Annotated in this window: 13 protein-coding genes; 5 read left to right on the top strand and 8 right to left on the bottom strand. The window is 70.0% G+C overall.

Features of this window, described 5'->3' with window-relative positions:
* Window position 1: 1 nt before the first annotated feature.
* Window positions 2–2,668 carry a response regulator gene (locus IPH07_35455; protein ID MBK6922738.1) on the bottom strand — a complete coding sequence of 889 codons (2,667 nt, stop codon included), beginning with the start codon at window positions 2,666–2,668 and terminating at the stop codon, window positions 2–4.
* 251 nt (window positions 2,669–2,919) lie between these two features.
* Here IPH07_35455 and IPH07_35460 point away from each other — a divergent pair, with 251 nt between their 5' ends.
* The gene (locus IPH07_35460) at window positions 2,920–4,038 is read left to right on the top strand and encodes a rhomboid family intramembrane serine protease (GenBank protein ID MBK6922739.1); all 1,119 of its coding nucleotides are present in this window, start codon (window positions 2,920–2,922) and stop codon (window positions 4,036–4,038) included.
* 773 nt (window positions 4,039–4,811) lie between these two features.
* Here IPH07_35460 and IPH07_35465 read toward each other — a convergent pair.
* Window positions 4,812–5,468 (bottom strand): class I SAM-dependent methyltransferase, encoded by a 657-nt coding sequence (locus IPH07_35465; protein ID MBK6922740.1) that lies wholly within the window; start codon window positions 5,466–5,468, stop codon window positions 4,812–4,814.
* Between IPH07_35465 and IPH07_35470 the strand changes: the two genes are divergently transcribed.
* Window positions 5,467–6,663, top strand: coding sequence for an aminotransferase class I/II-fold pyridoxal phosphate-dependent enzyme (locus tag IPH07_35470; GenBank protein ID MBK6922741.1), 1,197 nt, complete (start codon window positions 5,467–5,469; stop codon window positions 6,661–6,663). The genes IPH07_35465 and IPH07_35470 overlap by 2 nt on opposite strands.
* Window positions 6,660–7,355, top strand: a complete 696-nt coding sequence (gene bioD, locus IPH07_35475; GenBank protein MBK6922742.1) for a dethiobiotin synthase — start codon at window positions 6,660–6,662, stop codon at window positions 7,353–7,355. Before IPH07_35470 ends, bioD begins: the two co-directional genes overlap by 4 nt.
* Before the next feature lie 25 nt (window positions 7,356–7,380).
* On the opposite strand, the gene IPH07_35480 is transcribed toward bioD, so the two are convergent.
* The 6 genes from IPH07_35480 to rpmH all read right to left on the bottom strand — a co-directional run bounded on the left by IPH07_35480 (window position 7,381) and on the right by rpmH (window position 11,913).
* Window positions 7,381–8,676 (bottom strand): tRNA modification GTPase, encoded by a 1,296-nt coding sequence (locus IPH07_35480; GenBank protein MBK6922743.1) that lies wholly within the window; start codon window positions 8,674–8,676, stop codon window positions 7,381–7,383.
* A gap of 17 nt (window positions 8,677–8,693) precedes the next feature.
* Window positions 8,694–9,251, bottom strand: coding sequence for a KH domain-containing protein (locus IPH07_35485; protein ID MBK6922744.1), 558 nt, complete (start codon window positions 9,249–9,251; stop codon window positions 8,694–8,696).
* 154 nt (window positions 9,252–9,405) lie between these two features.
* Window positions 9,406–11,049, bottom strand: coding sequence for a membrane protein insertase YidC (gene yidC, locus IPH07_35490; protein MBK6922745.1), 1,644 nt, complete (start codon window positions 11,047–11,049; stop codon window positions 9,406–9,408).
* Complete coding sequence (gene yidD / locus IPH07_35495; GenBank protein ID MBK6922746.1) at window positions 11,046–11,345, bottom strand: membrane protein insertion efficiency factor YidD; 300 nt, start codon at window positions 11,343–11,345, stop codon at window positions 11,046–11,048. The genes yidC and yidD overlap by 4 nt, the downstream gene beginning before the upstream one ends.
* Window positions 11,342–11,752, bottom strand: a complete 411-nt coding sequence (rnpA, locus tag IPH07_35500; protein ID MBK6922747.1) for a ribonuclease P protein component — start codon at window positions 11,750–11,752, stop codon at window positions 11,342–11,344. The genes yidD and rnpA overlap by 4 nt, the downstream gene beginning before the upstream one ends.
* 11 nt (window positions 11,753–11,763) lie before the next feature.
* A complete protein-coding gene (rpmH, locus tag IPH07_35505; protein ID MBK6922748.1) occupies window positions 11,764–11,913 on the bottom strand; it encodes a 50S ribosomal protein L34 in 150 nt (49 codons plus the stop codon).
* Window positions 11,914–12,787: 874 nt separating this feature from the next.
* Here rpmH and dnaA point away from each other — a divergent pair.
* Together dnaA and dnaN are read left to right on the top strand one after the other, a co-directional pair.
* Window positions 12,788–14,140, top strand: coding sequence for a chromosomal replication initiator protein DnaA (dnaA, locus tag IPH07_35510; GenBank protein ID MBK6922749.1), 1,353 nt, complete (start codon window positions 12,788–12,790; stop codon window positions 14,138–14,140).
* 333 nt (window positions 14,141–14,473) lie between these two features.
* Window positions 14,474–15,586, top strand: coding sequence for a DNA polymerase III subunit beta (dnaN, locus tag IPH07_35515; protein MBK6922750.1), 1,113 nt, complete (start codon window positions 14,474–14,476; stop codon window positions 15,584–15,586).
* Window positions 15,587–15,615: the final 29 nt, after the last annotated feature.

Raw genomic sequence — 15,615 nt, forward strand, 5'->3', positions numbered from 1 at the left:
ATCAATCCGGGGGCGCCGGCGGCGTGGCGGCCTTGGCCTCGAGCCGACGCAGCTGCCGTCGCACGGTCTCGGCGTAGAGGCCGGTCGGCGCGAGCTCGAGGTACTCGCGGTATGCGGTCGCGGCGTCGTCGAAGCGCGCCCGCTCCTGCTCGATCACGCCGACGGCGAGGTGCGCCTCGGCGTAGCCAGGCTCCACCTCGGTGGCCTTGCGCGCGTCGGCGAGCGCCGCGTCGTACTGCTTGTCTTCGATGAAGAGGTTCGAGCGCAGCACCAACGCGCGCGCGTGATCGGGCTCGCGGCCGAGCACGCGATCGATGCGTTGCCGAGCCTCGCGGGCCCGACCGAAGCGATAGAGCCGCTCGGCCTCCGCGGTCTCGATCTGCGCATCGAAGGGCTCGCCGGGCTTGGGCTGCGCGCCGTCGGGCCGCGGTTGGGCCGGGTTCGTGAGCTCGGCGGGCACGGGCGCGGTGCCGGCCTGGATCGGTCGTTGTGTCTGCTGCGGCTGGGGCTCGGCGATCGCCGGCGCCCGGTTCTCCCGGATCACGCCGACCGTGAAGCCCGCCGCCGCGAACATGAGGATCAACGCGGCGATGAGTCGGTACGGCGCGGGGTCGGCCGCGATCGCAGGCGGCTCGTTGCTGGCGTCGGCACGACCATCGACGAGCGACTCCTCGGCGGGCCGCGTCATGCGAACCCCGACCGCGTCGGACTCGTCGCCGAGCGTGCCGGCGGCCGGGCTCGGGCGCGGCACCGGGATCGCGTGCTCGTCGTCGTCGGTGACCGGCCGCGGCATCGCGCCGGCTCCGTGATCGAGCTCGAGCGTCTGCGGCTCGTCGACCACCGGCGCATCGAGGCCGAGCTCGGCGTTGATGCGGCTCTCGAGGCCCTGTTCCACGCCGAACCGCGGCAGCCGCGAGGGCTCCGGGTCCGGATCGTCGTTCATGTCGAACACGCCGCTGGCGGCCGCGCGCGGGGCCCCCACCGGCGGGCTCACCTGCCCGGGCGTCGGCGCGATGGTCTCGCGGGGCGAGGTCGAGCTGGGCTCGAGCGCCGTGACCCGTGAGGGCGGCGGCACCGTGGGATCGATCTCGTCGCTCGCCTCGCCGAAGTCGTCGAAGGTCTCGTCGAGCGCGAGGTTCTGACTCGCTGCCCGCAGCGCCGACGCGCTGAGCCCTCGACCCGGCGGCAAGGTGCCACCATGGTGGACCGGCGGCTCTGGATCGAGCTCGGCGACCGGCACCGTCATGTGGGCCGGCGGGACGAACGTGCCGATCGCCGGCGTGTCGTCTGGCGTGGGGATCAGGCGCGTCGCGGAGACGCGGCCCGACTGGTCGTCGACCACCTCGGCCATCGAGGTGATCTCGTCGTCGGACTCCTCGTCGAAGACGTCGGGCGAGCCGCGCTCGATCTCGTCGAGCTTGTCGCGCAGCGCGGTCATCACGTCGGTGCCCGCGGTGGTCGCGGGGCCCGACGGCAGCGGGCCCGGCAGCGGCGAGCCGTCAGGGATGCCGGGCACGATCGCGTCGTCGAGTTCGTCGTCGGTGGCACCGAGCGCAGGAAACGGCGCGGGGTAGCTCGGCGGCGGCGGCACGTCGACGTCGGCGAACGAGACCTCGGGGTCCTCGCGGACGGTCGCGGCGGTCGGGCTCACGCGGGTCGGCGCGTGGGAGTCCCACGCCTCGAGCGCGATCGCCCCGGTGTCCTCGGAGGGCGTGCGCTCGAGCGGCCCGTGGGAGAGCGTCAGCAGACCTTCGAAGTACGCGGTCGAGATGGCGGTGAGGACATCGAGATCGTCCTGACCGCTGTCGTCGACGACGTCGAGGATGCTGCGTCGACCATCGAAGCGCCGGATCGCCGCCAGCTGCTCGGGCGGAAGATCTTCGCGGCGATCTTCGAGCGCGGCGAGGTTGATCGCCAGCACCGAGCCGAGCGGCGGCAGCTGTTCCATCAGCCGGCCCCACTCGTCGACGCGGCGCATGCCCTCCATCAGCAGCATCTGCGTGCTGGCGTCGATCGCCGAGCTGCGGTTGATGGTCTTGAACTCGACCTCGAACTCGCCGTCGCCCAGGCCCAAAAGGCGATAGACCGCCGACTCCCCCTGTAGACGGCCCATCTCGGCATCGATCACGGCGCCGTCGCGGAACCACACCGTCGCCGCACCGAACTCGGTGCCGAAGTGGATCATGCCGCTCTTGCGGCTGATCTCGATGGTCTGCAGCAGATCGACCACGGCCATGTCGGCCAGGCGACCGCTGAACTTGGTGCGAGTGTCCTTGCGCTCGAGCTTCTCGTGCTGCTTGCGCTGCAGCAGCATGGAGACCCGCGTGGTGATCTCTTTGACGTAGATCGGCTTCGTCAGGTAGTCGTCGACGCCGAGCTCGAGACCGCGAACCTTCTGCTCGATCGATTTGTCGCTGGTCAGGAAGATGAAGGGGATCGCCCGCCAGCGTGCGTTCGCCTTGAGCTGCGTGCAGAAGGCGAAGCCATCCTTCGAAGGCAGCGCGGTATCCGAGATGATGAGGTCGGGCTCCGCGTGGGCCACGAACTCGAGCGCCTCTTCGGCCGACTCCGCGGCCGTGATGCTGAACCCGGCCTTGCGCAGGCTGACCTCGAGGACCCGCCGATTGCGGACGTCGCTGTCGACGATCAGGAGGTTCTGACGGGCCATGGGGGCGAAAGGCGCTGCGAGGCGCCGTGCACTCGGCGAGCAGACGCCGCGAAGACGGCCGATCGATCTACGAAGGGGATCGGGGGACCCTGCCGCGAGACGATATCAATCTGCGATGGCGGGCGGCAAGGATGCGCCGCGCGGCGCCACCGCGAAGGACGGCGTGGGTCACCCCACTGTCCTGCGCCGCACTCGGACGCCGCGCGTCCGAGAGGCCAGTCGATGGGTTTTCGACTATCGTTCTGGTCCCCGTGACCGGCACAGAGCTCGATCCGCGTCGTGAACCCTGGCGGACGCGCGTGCGTGCGGCCTGGCTGACCGCCTCCATCGGTGTGATCTGCGTGCTCGCGTTCGTGGGCACCGTGGCGGGGTGCGCGTGGACCAGCACGAGCCCGGGCCGGACCGCGATCGAGTCGCTCTACGGGCTCTCGAGCTGTCGCGCGACGATGGAGGCCGCCGGGGCGCTCGCGGTCGGTCGGGTCTGGGTCGACGGCGAGTGGTGGCGCATCGCCACCACCGGCTTCCTCCACGGCAGCTGGCTCCACTTGATACTGAACGTTTGGAGCCTATGGTCGGTGGGCGAGTGGGCCGAGCGCACGTGGGGTGCCGCGCGCACGGGGGCCCTCTTCGCCGCGGGCTGCCTCGGCGGCGCCTTGGGGTCGCTGGCGTGGGCCGAGGCCCCGGTGGTGGTCGGTGCCTCCGCCGGCATCCTCGGTTTGGCGGGTGCACTGCTCGTGGCGCGGCTCTTCGGCGACCCCGCGACGCGGGAGAAGCTCGCCGCCGTCTCCCCCATCGGACTCGGGGTCACGCTCGCCGTGCTGTTCGCGATCGGAGCGATCGTACCCGTCATCGCCCAGGCGGGGCACGTCGGAGGTCTCATCGCGGGGGCCTGTGCTGCGTGGGCCGGGATGCAACGCGGCTTCCTGCGCGGCGCCTCGGCGCTGGTCTTCGCGGTGGCCACCAACGAGGTCGTGCACATCGCAGCGCGGCCCGATGCCCGGGCGCACTACCACGAGTTCGTCGGTTTTCGCTGGATCGACCTCGACAATCAGGCCGAGGCGCTCCCCCACCTCGAGCGCGCCCTCGAGCTCGCACCCGGGGACCCGGCGGTGAGCAACGCCGTCGCCTACGGGCTCGCGCTCGCGGGGCAGGACCTCGACCGCGCGGACGTCCTCGTCGACGCTGCGCTCGCCGACGAGCCGGACAACGTGAACTACCTCGACACGAAGGGCTGGATCGCCTGCCGACGCGGCGATGCGGCGGCCGGACTCGCCTTGTTGGAGCGCGCCCGCGATGGCGCCGAGATTCCGGTGCAGGAGATCGAAGACCACCTCGTCGACTGCCCCGCCGCCGGGCCTTCGACGCCCTGACGGTTGGGGCGCTGGGCGGCGCGAACCTTCTGCCCGCCCGCGCCCCCCGTCGTCGGGGCGAACGCGGCGTGGCCTTGCGCGGAGGATGTTCCACGTGGAACACGGGTCGGTGGCGCGGAGCCTCTGACGCGGCCGGGCCTTCGGGGGATGGACCGGCGCCCTGGCCGGGCCTCGGCGCCGCCGGGCTCTGGCGCCGCCGGACTTCCCGGGCGCGGCTGCACGGGAGAGACCCGCGGGGCGAGCTCCACGGAGACCCGAGGGGCGGCTCCGCGGCTCCGCGGAGACCTCAGGGGCGGCTCCGCGGAGACCTGAGGGGCGGCTCCGCGGAGACCCGAGGGGGCGGCTCCGCGGAGAACCGAGGGGCGGCTCCGCGGAGAGCCAGGAGACCCACCCCCTCCCGCCGGGGTGGGCTCGGCTCCGCAAGCACGGGGTGCGGTGAGCCATCTCCAGGCGTACGAGTGTCCGGCAGGCGACCCGTGGGCCGGCCTCCGGGGAGACGCAGCCTCCAGACGCGAGAAGCCGTGACCGAGACCCGGCGCCGCGAACCCTCGCCGCTGCCGTGGGGGCGGCCCGCGACCGCCGACGGTCCGTCGCCGGCCCTGCCGCCAGCCCACGCCGCTCAGCGTCGGCGCGGTCGAACGCCAGAGCACGGACTCCGGCGGCAGCAGACCGGCGCTCCGGCCGGGCGCCGAGGTCGTTTGGTCCGTCCCCCGGCTCCCGAGCTCACCTCACCGCGTTTTCCAGACCCACGTGTTCCACGTGGAACCTCGCCGTCAGCGCCGAGAATTCGCGCGAACGGCGACAATCTGCGACTCGCCCCACGTGACGGTGGCCAGAATCTCGCGTTTCGCGCCGAGGCCCGCGCCGGCATGGAGGTGCGCGAGTAGCACTCCACGATCCATCACCAGGTTGTCCCCAACCTCGAGCCACCGATCCGGGGCAAAGACCGCACGGGAACTCGCCACCGAAAAGCCGCTCTCATCCGCATATTCATGGCGTTCGGCGAGCTTTTTACGCCACGTGGGATCGTCGGTCCTGGCCCGCACGACCCCACCTTTGTCGACAGTCGACGCCAGTGCGAGCTCGAGGAAGCTCGCGCGCTTTTGCCGCGGTTCGACCATCGTCACCGTGCACGGCGAGGCGGCCGCAACGATCAGCGCTGGGAAGCCGCCGCCCGACCCGACGTCCAGCCAGGCCGTCGTCGGTCCCACGATCCCGGCCCGCATCGCGCACGCGATGGTCGCGATGCCGTCTCCGAAGTGCGGCAGCAGGGCGGCCTCGTCGTGGGCACCCACGAGGTTCATCGCCCGACCGTAGCGCAGCCACAGATCGCGTAGCGTCAGCAGCCGCGCGAGCGCAGCGTCGTCGAGCGGGACCGCGAGTTCCTCGCCGATGCTCTGCAGCTGTTCGCGCACGACCCCCACGATCATGCCACGTCCTTCGACGCTGCAGTATCCTGCGCCCGCGCCGATGACCATCGAAGCACGCACCGCCGCGCGTCTCGCCGAGCTCGCTGCGGCGGGCCTGGCCCGTCGCGCGCCGGCGATCAGCGAGCGCAGCGGCATGCGCTACCGACTCGACGGCCGCGAGGTCGTGGGCCTGTGCAGCAACGACTACCTCGGGCTCGCCGACGCCCTGGGCCCGGCGCCCGCGTCGGTGAGCGCCGGCGCCGGCGGCTCCCGCCTGATCTGCGGCGACCTGCCGGTCCACCGCGAGGTCGAGCGCACGCTCGCAGCGATGTGCGGCTCCGAAGACGCGGTGCTGTTCTCGAGCGGCTTTGCGTGCAACGTCGGCGTGCTGCCGGCGGTGATCGACGTCGACGACACGGTGGTGAGCGACGCGCTCAACCACGCCTCCCTCATCGACGGTCTTCGTCTTTCCCACGCCCGCATCGACGTGATCCCCCACGCCGGCACACCCGCGTCGACGCCCTACCCTGCGCCGCCGTCGGTGTCGTGGTGGGTGAGCGAATCGATCTTCTCGATGGACGGCGACCGCATCGATCTCGCGGCCCTGCGTGCGCATCACGGCCGCGGCGGCGCCAGCTACGTCGACGAAGCCCACGCCTTCGGCCTGTTCGACGGTGGTCGCGGCCTGCTCGCCAGCCACGACGAGTCCGCAACCCTGACCATCGGCACGTTGAGCAAGGCGGCCGGCGTCGCAGGGGCCTTCGTCGCCTGCTCCGCGACCGTCTGCCGATGGCTGCGTTCGCGCGCGCGCAGCTTCGTCTTCTCGACCGGTCCGAGCCCCACATCGACCGCGCAGATCGGCCTCGCCCTCGACGTGCTGCGCAGTCGCGAGGGCGATGTCCGCCGTGCTCGTCTGTGGTCGAACGCGCAGCGCCTCGCGAACCTGCTCGGCGAGGACGATCCGCCCTCGCCGATCTTCCCACTGCTCATCGGCGACAACGCGGTCACGCTGGATCTCGCAACCGCGCTGCTCGACCTCGGCTGGCACGTGCAGCCGATCCGACCACCGACCGTTCCCCATGGCACCGCACGCCTTCGCATCACCGTGAGCGCGGCCCACGAGCCCGCGATGATCGACGCCTTCGTCGACGACCTGCGACGGGCGCTCGATCGTCTGCAGCTCCCGCTTCGTCTCGATCGCGGCGCGGCGCCATGACACGCCGCGTCGCATGCGTCGGCACCGACACCGGCGTGGGCAAGACCGAGGTCGTCTGTCGTCTGCTGCGACAGGCTCGTGCGCGCGGCGTATCGATGCTGCCGTTCAAGCCGGTGCAGAGCGGTGACGACGACCCCGGCGCCTCCGATGCGGAGCGCCTGTGTGCCGCCGCCGGTCGCAGCCGCGAGGATGCCGAGTGGATCGCACCGCTACGCTACGCGGCTCCGCTCGCGCCGGGCATCGCGGACGACCCGACGCCCTTCCTCCGGCCGGCCGTCCTCACCGACGGCTTGGCGGCACCGCTCGCCCGCGCGTGCGCAGCCCAGCGTGAGCTCCTGGCGCGCCATGATCCCGCGTGGCTGCTGGTCGAGCTCGCCGGCGGCTTGTGGGTGCCGATGCCCGGTGGCAGCTGGCAACCATCGTGGATCACCGCGCTCGCCGACGACGTGATCGTGATCGCGCGCGCGGGCCTGGGCACCATCAACCATTGTCTGCTCACCATCGATGCCCTGCACGCGCTCGGGCTCGAGCCGCGCGGCGTCATCCTCTGCGAGTGCGTCGCCCCCGATCCCTCGAACGAGCACAACGCGGCAGTCATCACCGCTGCCCGGGCCATACCCGTCGTCGGCACGCTGCACCACCGCCGCGACGACGACGATCTGCTCACACCCTTGCTGCGCGCACTCGCGTGAGCGTGAGCGTGCGCGTGCGCGCGCCTCACTTGCCGATGCAGAAGCGCTCGAAGATCCGCGCGAGCACGGCTTCGCCGACCGGCCCCAACGACGAGCGCCCAACGATTTCGTCGAGCCGCTGCTGCGCCGCGCGCAGGTGAAACGCCGCCAGCTCCGGCGCGCCACACGACGCATCGGCGAGCGCCAGCTCCTGCGCGGCCTCGCGGGCTCGATCGCGGTGTCGCTCGAGACCGATCCAAGCCGCGTCGGCGTCGCCGTCGAAGCAGGTCGCGAGTCGCGATCGCAACGCGTCGAGGTCCTCGCCGCGATCGCTCGCGACGCCGATCCACGCCGCCCGCCGACATCCGAGGTCACGCTTGCTCTCGACCTGCAGCGTCGGGACCGCCAGCTCCGGCGACGCGACCGGTTCGGCGTCTGCGGCCTCGATCCACAGCACCACGTCGGCACCATCGAGCTGCGCGGCGGTTCGTTCGATGCCCGCGCGCTCGATCGCATCGACGGCCTCGTGCATGCCCGCGGTGTCGACCAACACGCAGCGATGCCGCCCCACGGTGAGCTCGGCCTCGACGTAGTCCCGTGTCGTGCCCGGCTGCGCCGAGACCAACGCCCGTGGATACCCGAGCAACGCGTTGAACAGCGTGCTCTTGCCGGCGTTCGGCGGGCCCGCCAACACGACCCGCGAACGCGAGCGCGCCCTCAGCCCTGCGGCATAGCGATCGAGCCAGGTCTGCACGCGCGCGCGCAGCCCACCCAGCTCGATACGCCAGCGCGACACGTCGACGTCGCCGATGTCCTCGGGAAAGTCGAGGTGCGCCTCGATCTCCGCGCGCAGCCCCTCCACCGCCTCGACCAACGCCTCCACCTCGCGGCCGAGCTCGCCGGCGACCAATCGCCGCGCCTGATCCACCGCCGCCTGTGTCTGCGCGCCGATGAGTGCTGCGATGCCCTCGGCCTGCTCGAGCGTGAGCCGCCCCGACTCGAATGCGCGTCGTGTGAACTCGCCGGGTCCCGCCGCCACTGCGCCGTGCTTCAGGCACGCGGCCACGACCTCCTCGACGTTCACCGCACCGGCGTGCACGTGGAACTCGACCACGTCCTCGCCGGTGAACGAGTGCGGGCCCAGCATGCCCACCACCAACGCCGGCTCTCGCGTGACGCCACCGAGCGCGAGGCGGCGCTGCACGAGCCGCCTGTCGTCACCGACCGATGCGCCCATCGACGCCGCGATCTCGAGCGCCCGCGGCCCCGACAGCCGCACGATCGCCACGCCGCCATCGGGCGTGCCGGTCGCGATGCCGACCAGGGTCGTCCGCGCAGCCACGACGCGACCGCGCCCGCCTACGCGCGCGCGTTCTTCTCGCCACGGTCGCGGAACACGACCACGTGACGTCGACGCCCCTCACCCTCGGACTCGGTGGCGAGGCCATCGATGTCGAGGATCGTCGTGTGCACCACGCGTCGCTCCATCGCGCTCATGGGCTCGAAGTGGTACGGCTCGCCGGTGTCGAGCACCTTGGCGGCGGCGTTCTGCGCCAGCTGACGCAAGGTCTTCTCGCGACGCGTGCGGTAGCCGGCGACGTCGAGGGTGATGCGCATGCGCTCGATGTCCTCGGCCTGGAGCACGCGCAGCGTCAGGTACTGCAGCGCGTCGAGGGTCGCGCCGTGGCGACCGATCAGCAGGCCGCCGTCCTCGGGCGTCGCGTTGAGGTCGCAGTGCAGACCCTCTTCCTCGATCTCGATGTCGACCTCGACCTCGACGCCGAGCAGGCCCAGCACGCTCTCGAGGAACGACCGAACGATCGGCACGGCCTTCGCGAAGCTCTCGCGATCGCCGACGCTCGCGGGCGCGGCCTGGGTCGTTGGGGTCTTGGTGCTGCTCGGTGTCGTCTCGGACATGCTCGCTTCTCCCGCCATCATCTCACTGGTGATGGCCACGCGCGAAGCAACCGGCGACAACCGGCGCCCACGCGCACGAAATCCCTGCTCGCCGTGGCTGTTGCGCCACCCTGGGCCGCGCACGCGCGCGGCGCTCGAGCCCTCATCGGCCGCCTCATGTCGAGGGGGCCGCCTGATCGTTGCCCCGCACGCCGACCTGCACCGCCGTCTGCACGATCGACAGCAGGATGTTGGCGAAGATGTACACCGCCAGACCCGATGGCAGGAACAACATGAACAGCGTGAACATCACCGGCATCATCCAGCGCATCAGCTTGGCCTGCGCGGGATCCATGGTGTTCGGCATCATGCGGTTCTGCACCACCATCAGCACGCCGAGCGCGAGCGGCAGGATGAAGTAGGGATCCTGCTTGGTGAGGTCGGGCAGCCAGAGGAAGGTCTGGTGCACCAGCTCGACCGCCGCCGACAGCATCGAATACAGCGCGAACCAGATCGGCAGCTGCACCAGCGTCGGCAGGCAGCCCGCCAGCGGGTTCACGCCGGAGCGGGCGAACAGCGCCTGCATCTCCTGGCCCTGCTTGACGCGGTCGTCCTCGTACTTCTTCTTGATCTTCGCGATCTCGGGCTGGATCTCGCGCATGCGCTTCATCGAGCTCATCTGCTTGAGCGTCAGCGGCAGCGTCGCCAGCTTCACGCAGACCGTGAGCAGCACGATCGCGATGCCCCAGCTGTGGGTGAGGTCGTAGAACCACCGCAGCATGCCCAGCAGCAGGCGCCCGAGTGCCTCGGACAGTCCGCCGAACAGACCCCAGTTGATCGACTCCTTGAGCTCGAGGTTCGACACCGAGACCGCATCGAAGGCCTGCAGCTGCTCGAGCTCCTTGGGGCCGATGAACAGGCCGAACTCGTGGGTCTGGCTCTCGCCCGCGTTGAGCGTGACGACCCCGGTCGACAGTCGGTTCTCGACGAAGCCGCCCTCACCCGCTCGGATCTCGCAGTCGCTCGCAGCTTGCGTCGGCACCACGAACAGCCCGAAGTACTTGTTGTCGACGCCGCCCCACTGCACCGGACCGGCGTAGCTGACCGGGCCGTCCTCGACGTCGCCTGCGTCCTCGTCCTCGAAGTCCTCGCTGGTCTGGCACAGACCGCGGCTGACGTCGTACTGGCTGTCGCTGCCGCCGACCCGCGTCGACACGTGCAGGCGATGGTCCTGCGCCGCGTTGCTGCGGTTGGTGACGGTCACGGTGAGCTTGGCTTGGTAGCCGCCGAGCTGCTCGAAGCGCTCGGTGACCTCGACGTCGCTGCCGCGGTAGCCGAACGTCACGAAGCTCGGGCCCTCCTCGCGGAGCTCGTAGCTGGCGTTCTTCGGGATCTTCACGTCGCTGGCCGCGTCGGCGAAGCTGACCTCGAGCGTCGGCGCGCCGCCGAGCTTGAGGCTGTCGGTCGCGGTCAGCTCGCCCTGGAACTGCTTCGAGAGCAGCTCGATCCCGCCGAGGATGCCGCCGCGCGCCGGTGAGCGGTTGCTCAGGCGCAGTGCGCTGACGTCGTTGCGGAGCTCGCGATCGACTGCGGCGATGTCGGTGCGCACCGGCTCGTCGTCCGCTTCGTCGACCGCCTTGGCGTCGGTCTTCGCGTCGGTCTTGCCCTCGGGCTTGGTGTCGGTCTTACCGTCGGCCTTGCCCTCGAGCGCCGCGATCTCCTCGGGCGTGCGCTCCGGCTTGGGGTTGAGCCAGTCGAACGCGACGAAGATGATCGCGCACAGCGCCAGGGCAATGAGCGCGCGTTGTTGGAAGCTCATGGGCGGATGCTTTCGGCGTCGGGCGTCGGAGCCCCGAGGCAGCGATGCGAAACGACCGGCGGCACCGGATCGAACCCACCGCGATGGAAGGGATGGCAGCGACCCAGTCGTCGCAGGGTCAGCCACGAACCGCGACCCAGGCCGTGCTGTTGCAGGGCCTCACAGGCGTAGTGCGAGCAGCTCGGCGTGAAGCGGCAGCGGGGCCCGAGCCACGGCGAGACCACGCCTTGGTACACCCGCAGCAACGCGATCGCGGCGCGCGTCAACCCGCGGTGGATCGCCGTCCACCAGCTCATGCGTGCGCTCCCCGAGGAGCCTGCAGCTGCGTGCACACGCGCTGCATGTCCTTGGCGATCGTGGCGTAGTCGGTCTCGGCTGCGTTGCGCTTGGCGACCCAGACCATGTCGATGCCCGGCGGCACCAGGGTGCGACAGCGACGGAACGCCTCGCGAACCCAGCGCTTGATGCGATTGCGGACCACGGCGACGCCGACCTTGCGCGTGACCGTGACACCCAGTCGGGGCGCGGACAAGTTCGCCGAGGTGGGGTTGCGCACGATGAACACCAAGAAGTGTCGCACGTGCTGGCGGTTGCCCTGACCCTGCACGCGCAAGAAGTCGGCGCGGCGCCGCAGGCGAAACGCACGCGCGAACCGCTGACCCCCCCGCACTTGCCGTGAACCGATGGCCGGGGCCTCGATCACGGGCGCACAGCTCACTTGTGGCCGGTCGTGACCGTGAGCCGCTTGCGGCCGCGACGACGACGTGCGGAGAGAACCTTGCGGCCGTTCTTCGTCGCCATGCGCGCGCGGAAACCATGCGTTCGCTTGCGGCGGGTGTTGTGCGGCTGATACGTGCGCTTCATGGCGGAGTCCTCGAACCAGGAATGGGGTCTTTGGGGTGGCGCTGCTCCGGGGGCGATCGAGAGAAGGTATCGCGCGGGCAGCTGCCGGCTGCTCCGCGGACGCCCGGGGGGCGACCGTCGTTCGGCGCAGCAGTCTGGGACCCCGAGGGGTCGATGGGGCGCGATCGATAGCAGCGCTCCCGGGGGGTGTCAAACACTCTCGGACCCCCTGCGCCAAGCGCCGCGCACCGGCGCCACGTCGGCCTCGAAACCCGCCGCGACGGCAGCAATTCCGGATCGGCGGGCGCGCCGGATTTGGCACGGGACCTCCGGCGGGTGAACTGCTGCTTTGCCGAGGGCCCGCGAACTGGCTTGGCAAGCCAACCCGAGCGCACGCGACGTCGCAAGTCGGCTTGCGATGTGGGCAGTACCGGGGTCACCCCCTCTGCACTTCGAATTGTGCCGTGATCTCGACCAGATCGAACCCGCTTCGAGAAGCCCGAGGACGACGTCGGCGCGGCTTTGCGCCGATCTTCGGATCGAAGATCAATGATCCTCGCGACTTCGAAATTTCCCGAACGACGAGGCTTGCAGCGTCACAACCAGGTGAGTATTAGGCAACCCCCTCGGGGCGGCGCGACGAAGAAGCGCCTCGAAACGTCGATCCCACGTACGCGACCAGCTGCGTTCGAACGACGTGGCATTTGCGTGCCCTGGTGCGCAAAAGGCCCTTCCCACGCCCCTTCTTCCCTCCGCGGCTGTGCCGGCAGCCGCCCCGGGATGCATGCCCATGAGGGTCTGTGGACAGCCCCCCCTCCTCCCCAGGAAATCCACTCTGATTCTCGCGACTTCAACTGGAATCCACGACGACCCGAGTCCTGTGGATCGGAGGCCCATGACGGACATCTGGACGGATGCCCTCGCCGGTCTGCGCCCTCGTCTGGGCACAGAGACGTATGAGCTGTGGCTGCGACCCCTCGTGATGGTCGCGGCGGCACAGGGTGTGCTGCGCCTGCGCGCGCCGAGCCTCTTCATGAAGGAGTGGTTCGAGAACCACTACCGCGACGCGGTGCTGCAGGAGATCTTCTCGCAGACCGAAGAGCGCTACGCGATCGAGGTCGACGTCTCCGAGGAGGCTGCACCAGCGCCGGTCTTCGAACCTGCGATCGTGCCCACACCCGCGACAACGACTGCTCCGTCGCGTCGTGCTGCGGCGCCGGTCGGACTCTCGGAGCGTTACCGCTTCGGCACCTTCATCAAGGGTGCGAGCAACGAGCTCGCGGCCTCGGCTGCGTGTGCGGTCGCCGAGGAGCCGGGCCGTCGCTTCAACCCGCTCTTCCTCTATGGCGGCGTGGGCCTGGGCAAGACCCACCTGCTGCACGCGGTCGGCCACGCGCTCTACGAGCAGCGACCCGACCGACGCATCGTCTACCTCTCGGCCGAGCGCTTCATGAACGAGTTCATCTCGGCGGTGCGCTTCAACGAGTGCGACCAGTTCCGCAAGCGCTACCGCGAGGACTGCGACGTGCTGCTGGTCGACGACATCCAGTTCATCGCCGGTCGCGATCGCACGATGGACGAGTTCTTCCACGTCTTCAACGCGCTGTACGAGGCCGGCAAGCAGATCATGGTCACGGCCGATCGCACGCCGTCGGACATGCAGGGCATGGAGGAGCGCATCACGTCGCGCCTCAACTGGGGCTTGGTCGCAGACATCAAGCCGCCCGATCTCGAGACCCGCGTCGCGATCCTCCGGCAGAAGGCCGAGGACGAGCGCATCGCGATCGCCGACGACGTCGCGGTCTACCTGGCCTCGCTGGTGCGCTCCAACGTGCGCGAGCTCGAGGGCGCACTGGTGCGCGTTTCGACCTTCGCGGCGCTGAAGGGCGTGCCCATCTCGCAGGAGTTCGTGCGCGAGGTGATCGGCGACAACGCGGTCCAGCGGCCGCCGCAGCAGCTCACCGTCGAGGCGATCCAGAAGGCGGTCGCGGGCTACTTCTCGCTGCGCATCACCGACCTCAAAGGTCAGCGTCGCCACAAGGGCGTCGCGCGGCCTCGCATGATCGCCATGTACCTCTCGCGCGAGCTCACCGGCTCGAGCTTCCCGGAGATCGGTCTGCGCTTCGGCGGCAAGGACCACTCCACCGTCATCAACGCGTGCCGTCGCATGGCCGAGATGCAGACCAGCGACCCGGAGCTACGCACCATCATCGAGAGCCTTCGTCAGCAGCTCGTCGGTCAGGGCTAGCACCTCATCGACCTTCGTCACCGACCACCCTCGGTGTGCGCTGGCTTCCCGCGGTTCGTCGCTCCGACGTGCCGCGTTTCGTCGTGTCCTTCGTGGCCTGTGGACGACGACTCGAACAACCCTGTGGATACGCTGGTGACCCGCCGATCGCGCGAAGCCATCCCCAGACCCGGCCCACTTGCCCACGATCCCGTCCCGCCGCCATCCCCTGGAAAACCGCAGTGATCTCGAAGCAATACGACATTTACCCACGTTTCCACACCCCGATCCCTACGACGATGTTTTAATTCTCTTTTTTAGATCACTCTCGGCCCTGCCACCGGAGCTTCCGTCATGGAGTTGGAGATCGATCAGGCACGCCTGCTCTCTGCGCTCGCGCTCGCGCAGACCGTTGCCGACAAGCGCAGCACCATGCCGGTGCTCGCCAACGTGCTGCTGCGTGCGACCAGCGATGGTCACCTCGTGTGCATCGCGACCGACATGATGATCGGTCTGACCGAGTCGATGCCCGCGACCGTGAAGTCGACCGGTAGCGTCACCGTCGGCGTGAAGCACCTGCATGGTGTCGTGCGCACGTTGCCGCCCGGCAGCGTGCGACTGCGTGGCCTCGACAATCACTGGGTGCAGCTCGTCGCGGGTCGCAGCGAGTTCAAGCTCATGGGCATGCCCGAGAGCGACTTCCCCGAGCTGCCCGAGGCCGGCAAGGGCAAGAAGGCGCTGACCTTCGTCGAGGTGCCCGCGCACGTGCTGTCGGACCTCATCGCCAAGACGCAGTTCTCGGTGTCGACCGACGAAGCGCGCGTGAACCTGAACGGCGTGCTGTTCGAGTGCGATGGTCAGAGCGCGACCATGGTCTCGACCGACGGTCACCGCCTGAGCCGCTACACCGCGCGCTTCCCCGGGCCCGCGCTCGACAAGGGCATCATCATCCCGCGCAAGGGCATGCTCGAGATCCGTCGCATGCTCGACCGCGTCCAGGGCGACGTCGGCCTCGCGGTCGGTGAGCAGCACCTGTTCGTGCGCGCCGAGGAGCTCGCGATGAGCGTCAAGCTCAACGCCGTGCAGTTCCCGCCCTACCGTGCAGTGATCCCCACCAGCCACCAGCGACGCGTCACCGTGCCGCGAGAGGAGCTGCTGGGCGCGTTGCGCCGCGCCGAGGTCATGGCGCCCGAGAAGACCGCGACGGTGCGGCTGTCGCTGACCAAGGGCAAGCTCGAGCTCACCGCCGACAACCCCGACCTCGGGGTCGCGCACCAGGAACTGTCGATCGACTACGACGGTGAGGCACTGGTGGCCGGCTTCAACGCGCGCTACCTGATCGAGATCCTCGAGGTCATCGACGGCACCGAGTGCGCGCTCGAGTTCCAGGGCGAGCTCGATCCCTGCGTCATCAAGCCGGTCGACGGGCCGGACCTGCTCGGCGTGGTCATGCCGATGCGCATCTGAGGGCGGGCTCACCCGCACGAGCACGGGCG

The sequence above is a fragment of the Deltaproteobacteria bacterium genome (genome assembly GCA_016709225.1).
Lineage (GTDB): Bacteria > Myxococcota_A > Polyangia > Nannocystales > Nannocystaceae > Xiheibacterium > Xiheibacterium phototrophicum.

What these genes read in the sequence shown, in the direction of transcription:
- bioD (MBK6922742.1), top strand. Translation starts at nt 6,660, where the DNA reads ATGACACGCCGCGTCGCATGCGTCGGCACCGACACCGGCGTGGGCAAG.
- yidD (MBK6922746.1), bottom strand. Translation starts at nt 11,345, where the DNA reads ATGAGCTGGTGGACGGCGATCCACCGCGGGTTGACGCGCGCCGCGATC.
- IPH07_35465 (MBK6922740.1), bottom strand. Translation starts at nt 5,468, where the DNA reads ATGATCGTGGGGGTCGTGCGCGAACAGCTGCAGAGCATCGGCGAGGAA.
- dnaN (MBK6922750.1), top strand. Translation starts at nt 14,474, where the DNA reads ATGGAGTTGGAGATCGATCAGGCACGCCTGCTCTCTGCGCTCGCGCTC.
- IPH07_35455 (MBK6922738.1), bottom strand. Translation starts at nt 2,668, where the DNA reads ATGGCCCGTCAGAACCTCCTGATCGTCGACAGCGACGTCCGCAATCGG.
- IPH07_35470 (MBK6922741.1), top strand. Translation starts at nt 5,467, where the DNA reads ATGCCACGTCCTTCGACGCTGCAGTATCCTGCGCCCGCGCCGATGACC.
- dnaA (MBK6922749.1), top strand. Translation starts at nt 12,788, where the DNA reads ATGACGGACATCTGGACGGATGCCCTCGCCGGTCTGCGCCCTCGTCTG.
- rpmH (MBK6922748.1), bottom strand. Translation starts at nt 11,913, where the DNA reads ATGAAGCGCACGTATCAGCCGCACAACACCCGCCGCAAGCGAACGCAT.
- yidC (MBK6922745.1), bottom strand. Translation starts at nt 11,049, where the DNA reads ATGAGCTTCCAACAACGCGCGCTCATTGCCCTGGCGCTGTGCGCGATC.
- IPH07_35485 (MBK6922744.1), bottom strand. Translation starts at nt 9,251, where the DNA reads ATGTCCGAGACGACACCGAGCAGCACCAAGACCCCAACGACCCAGGCC.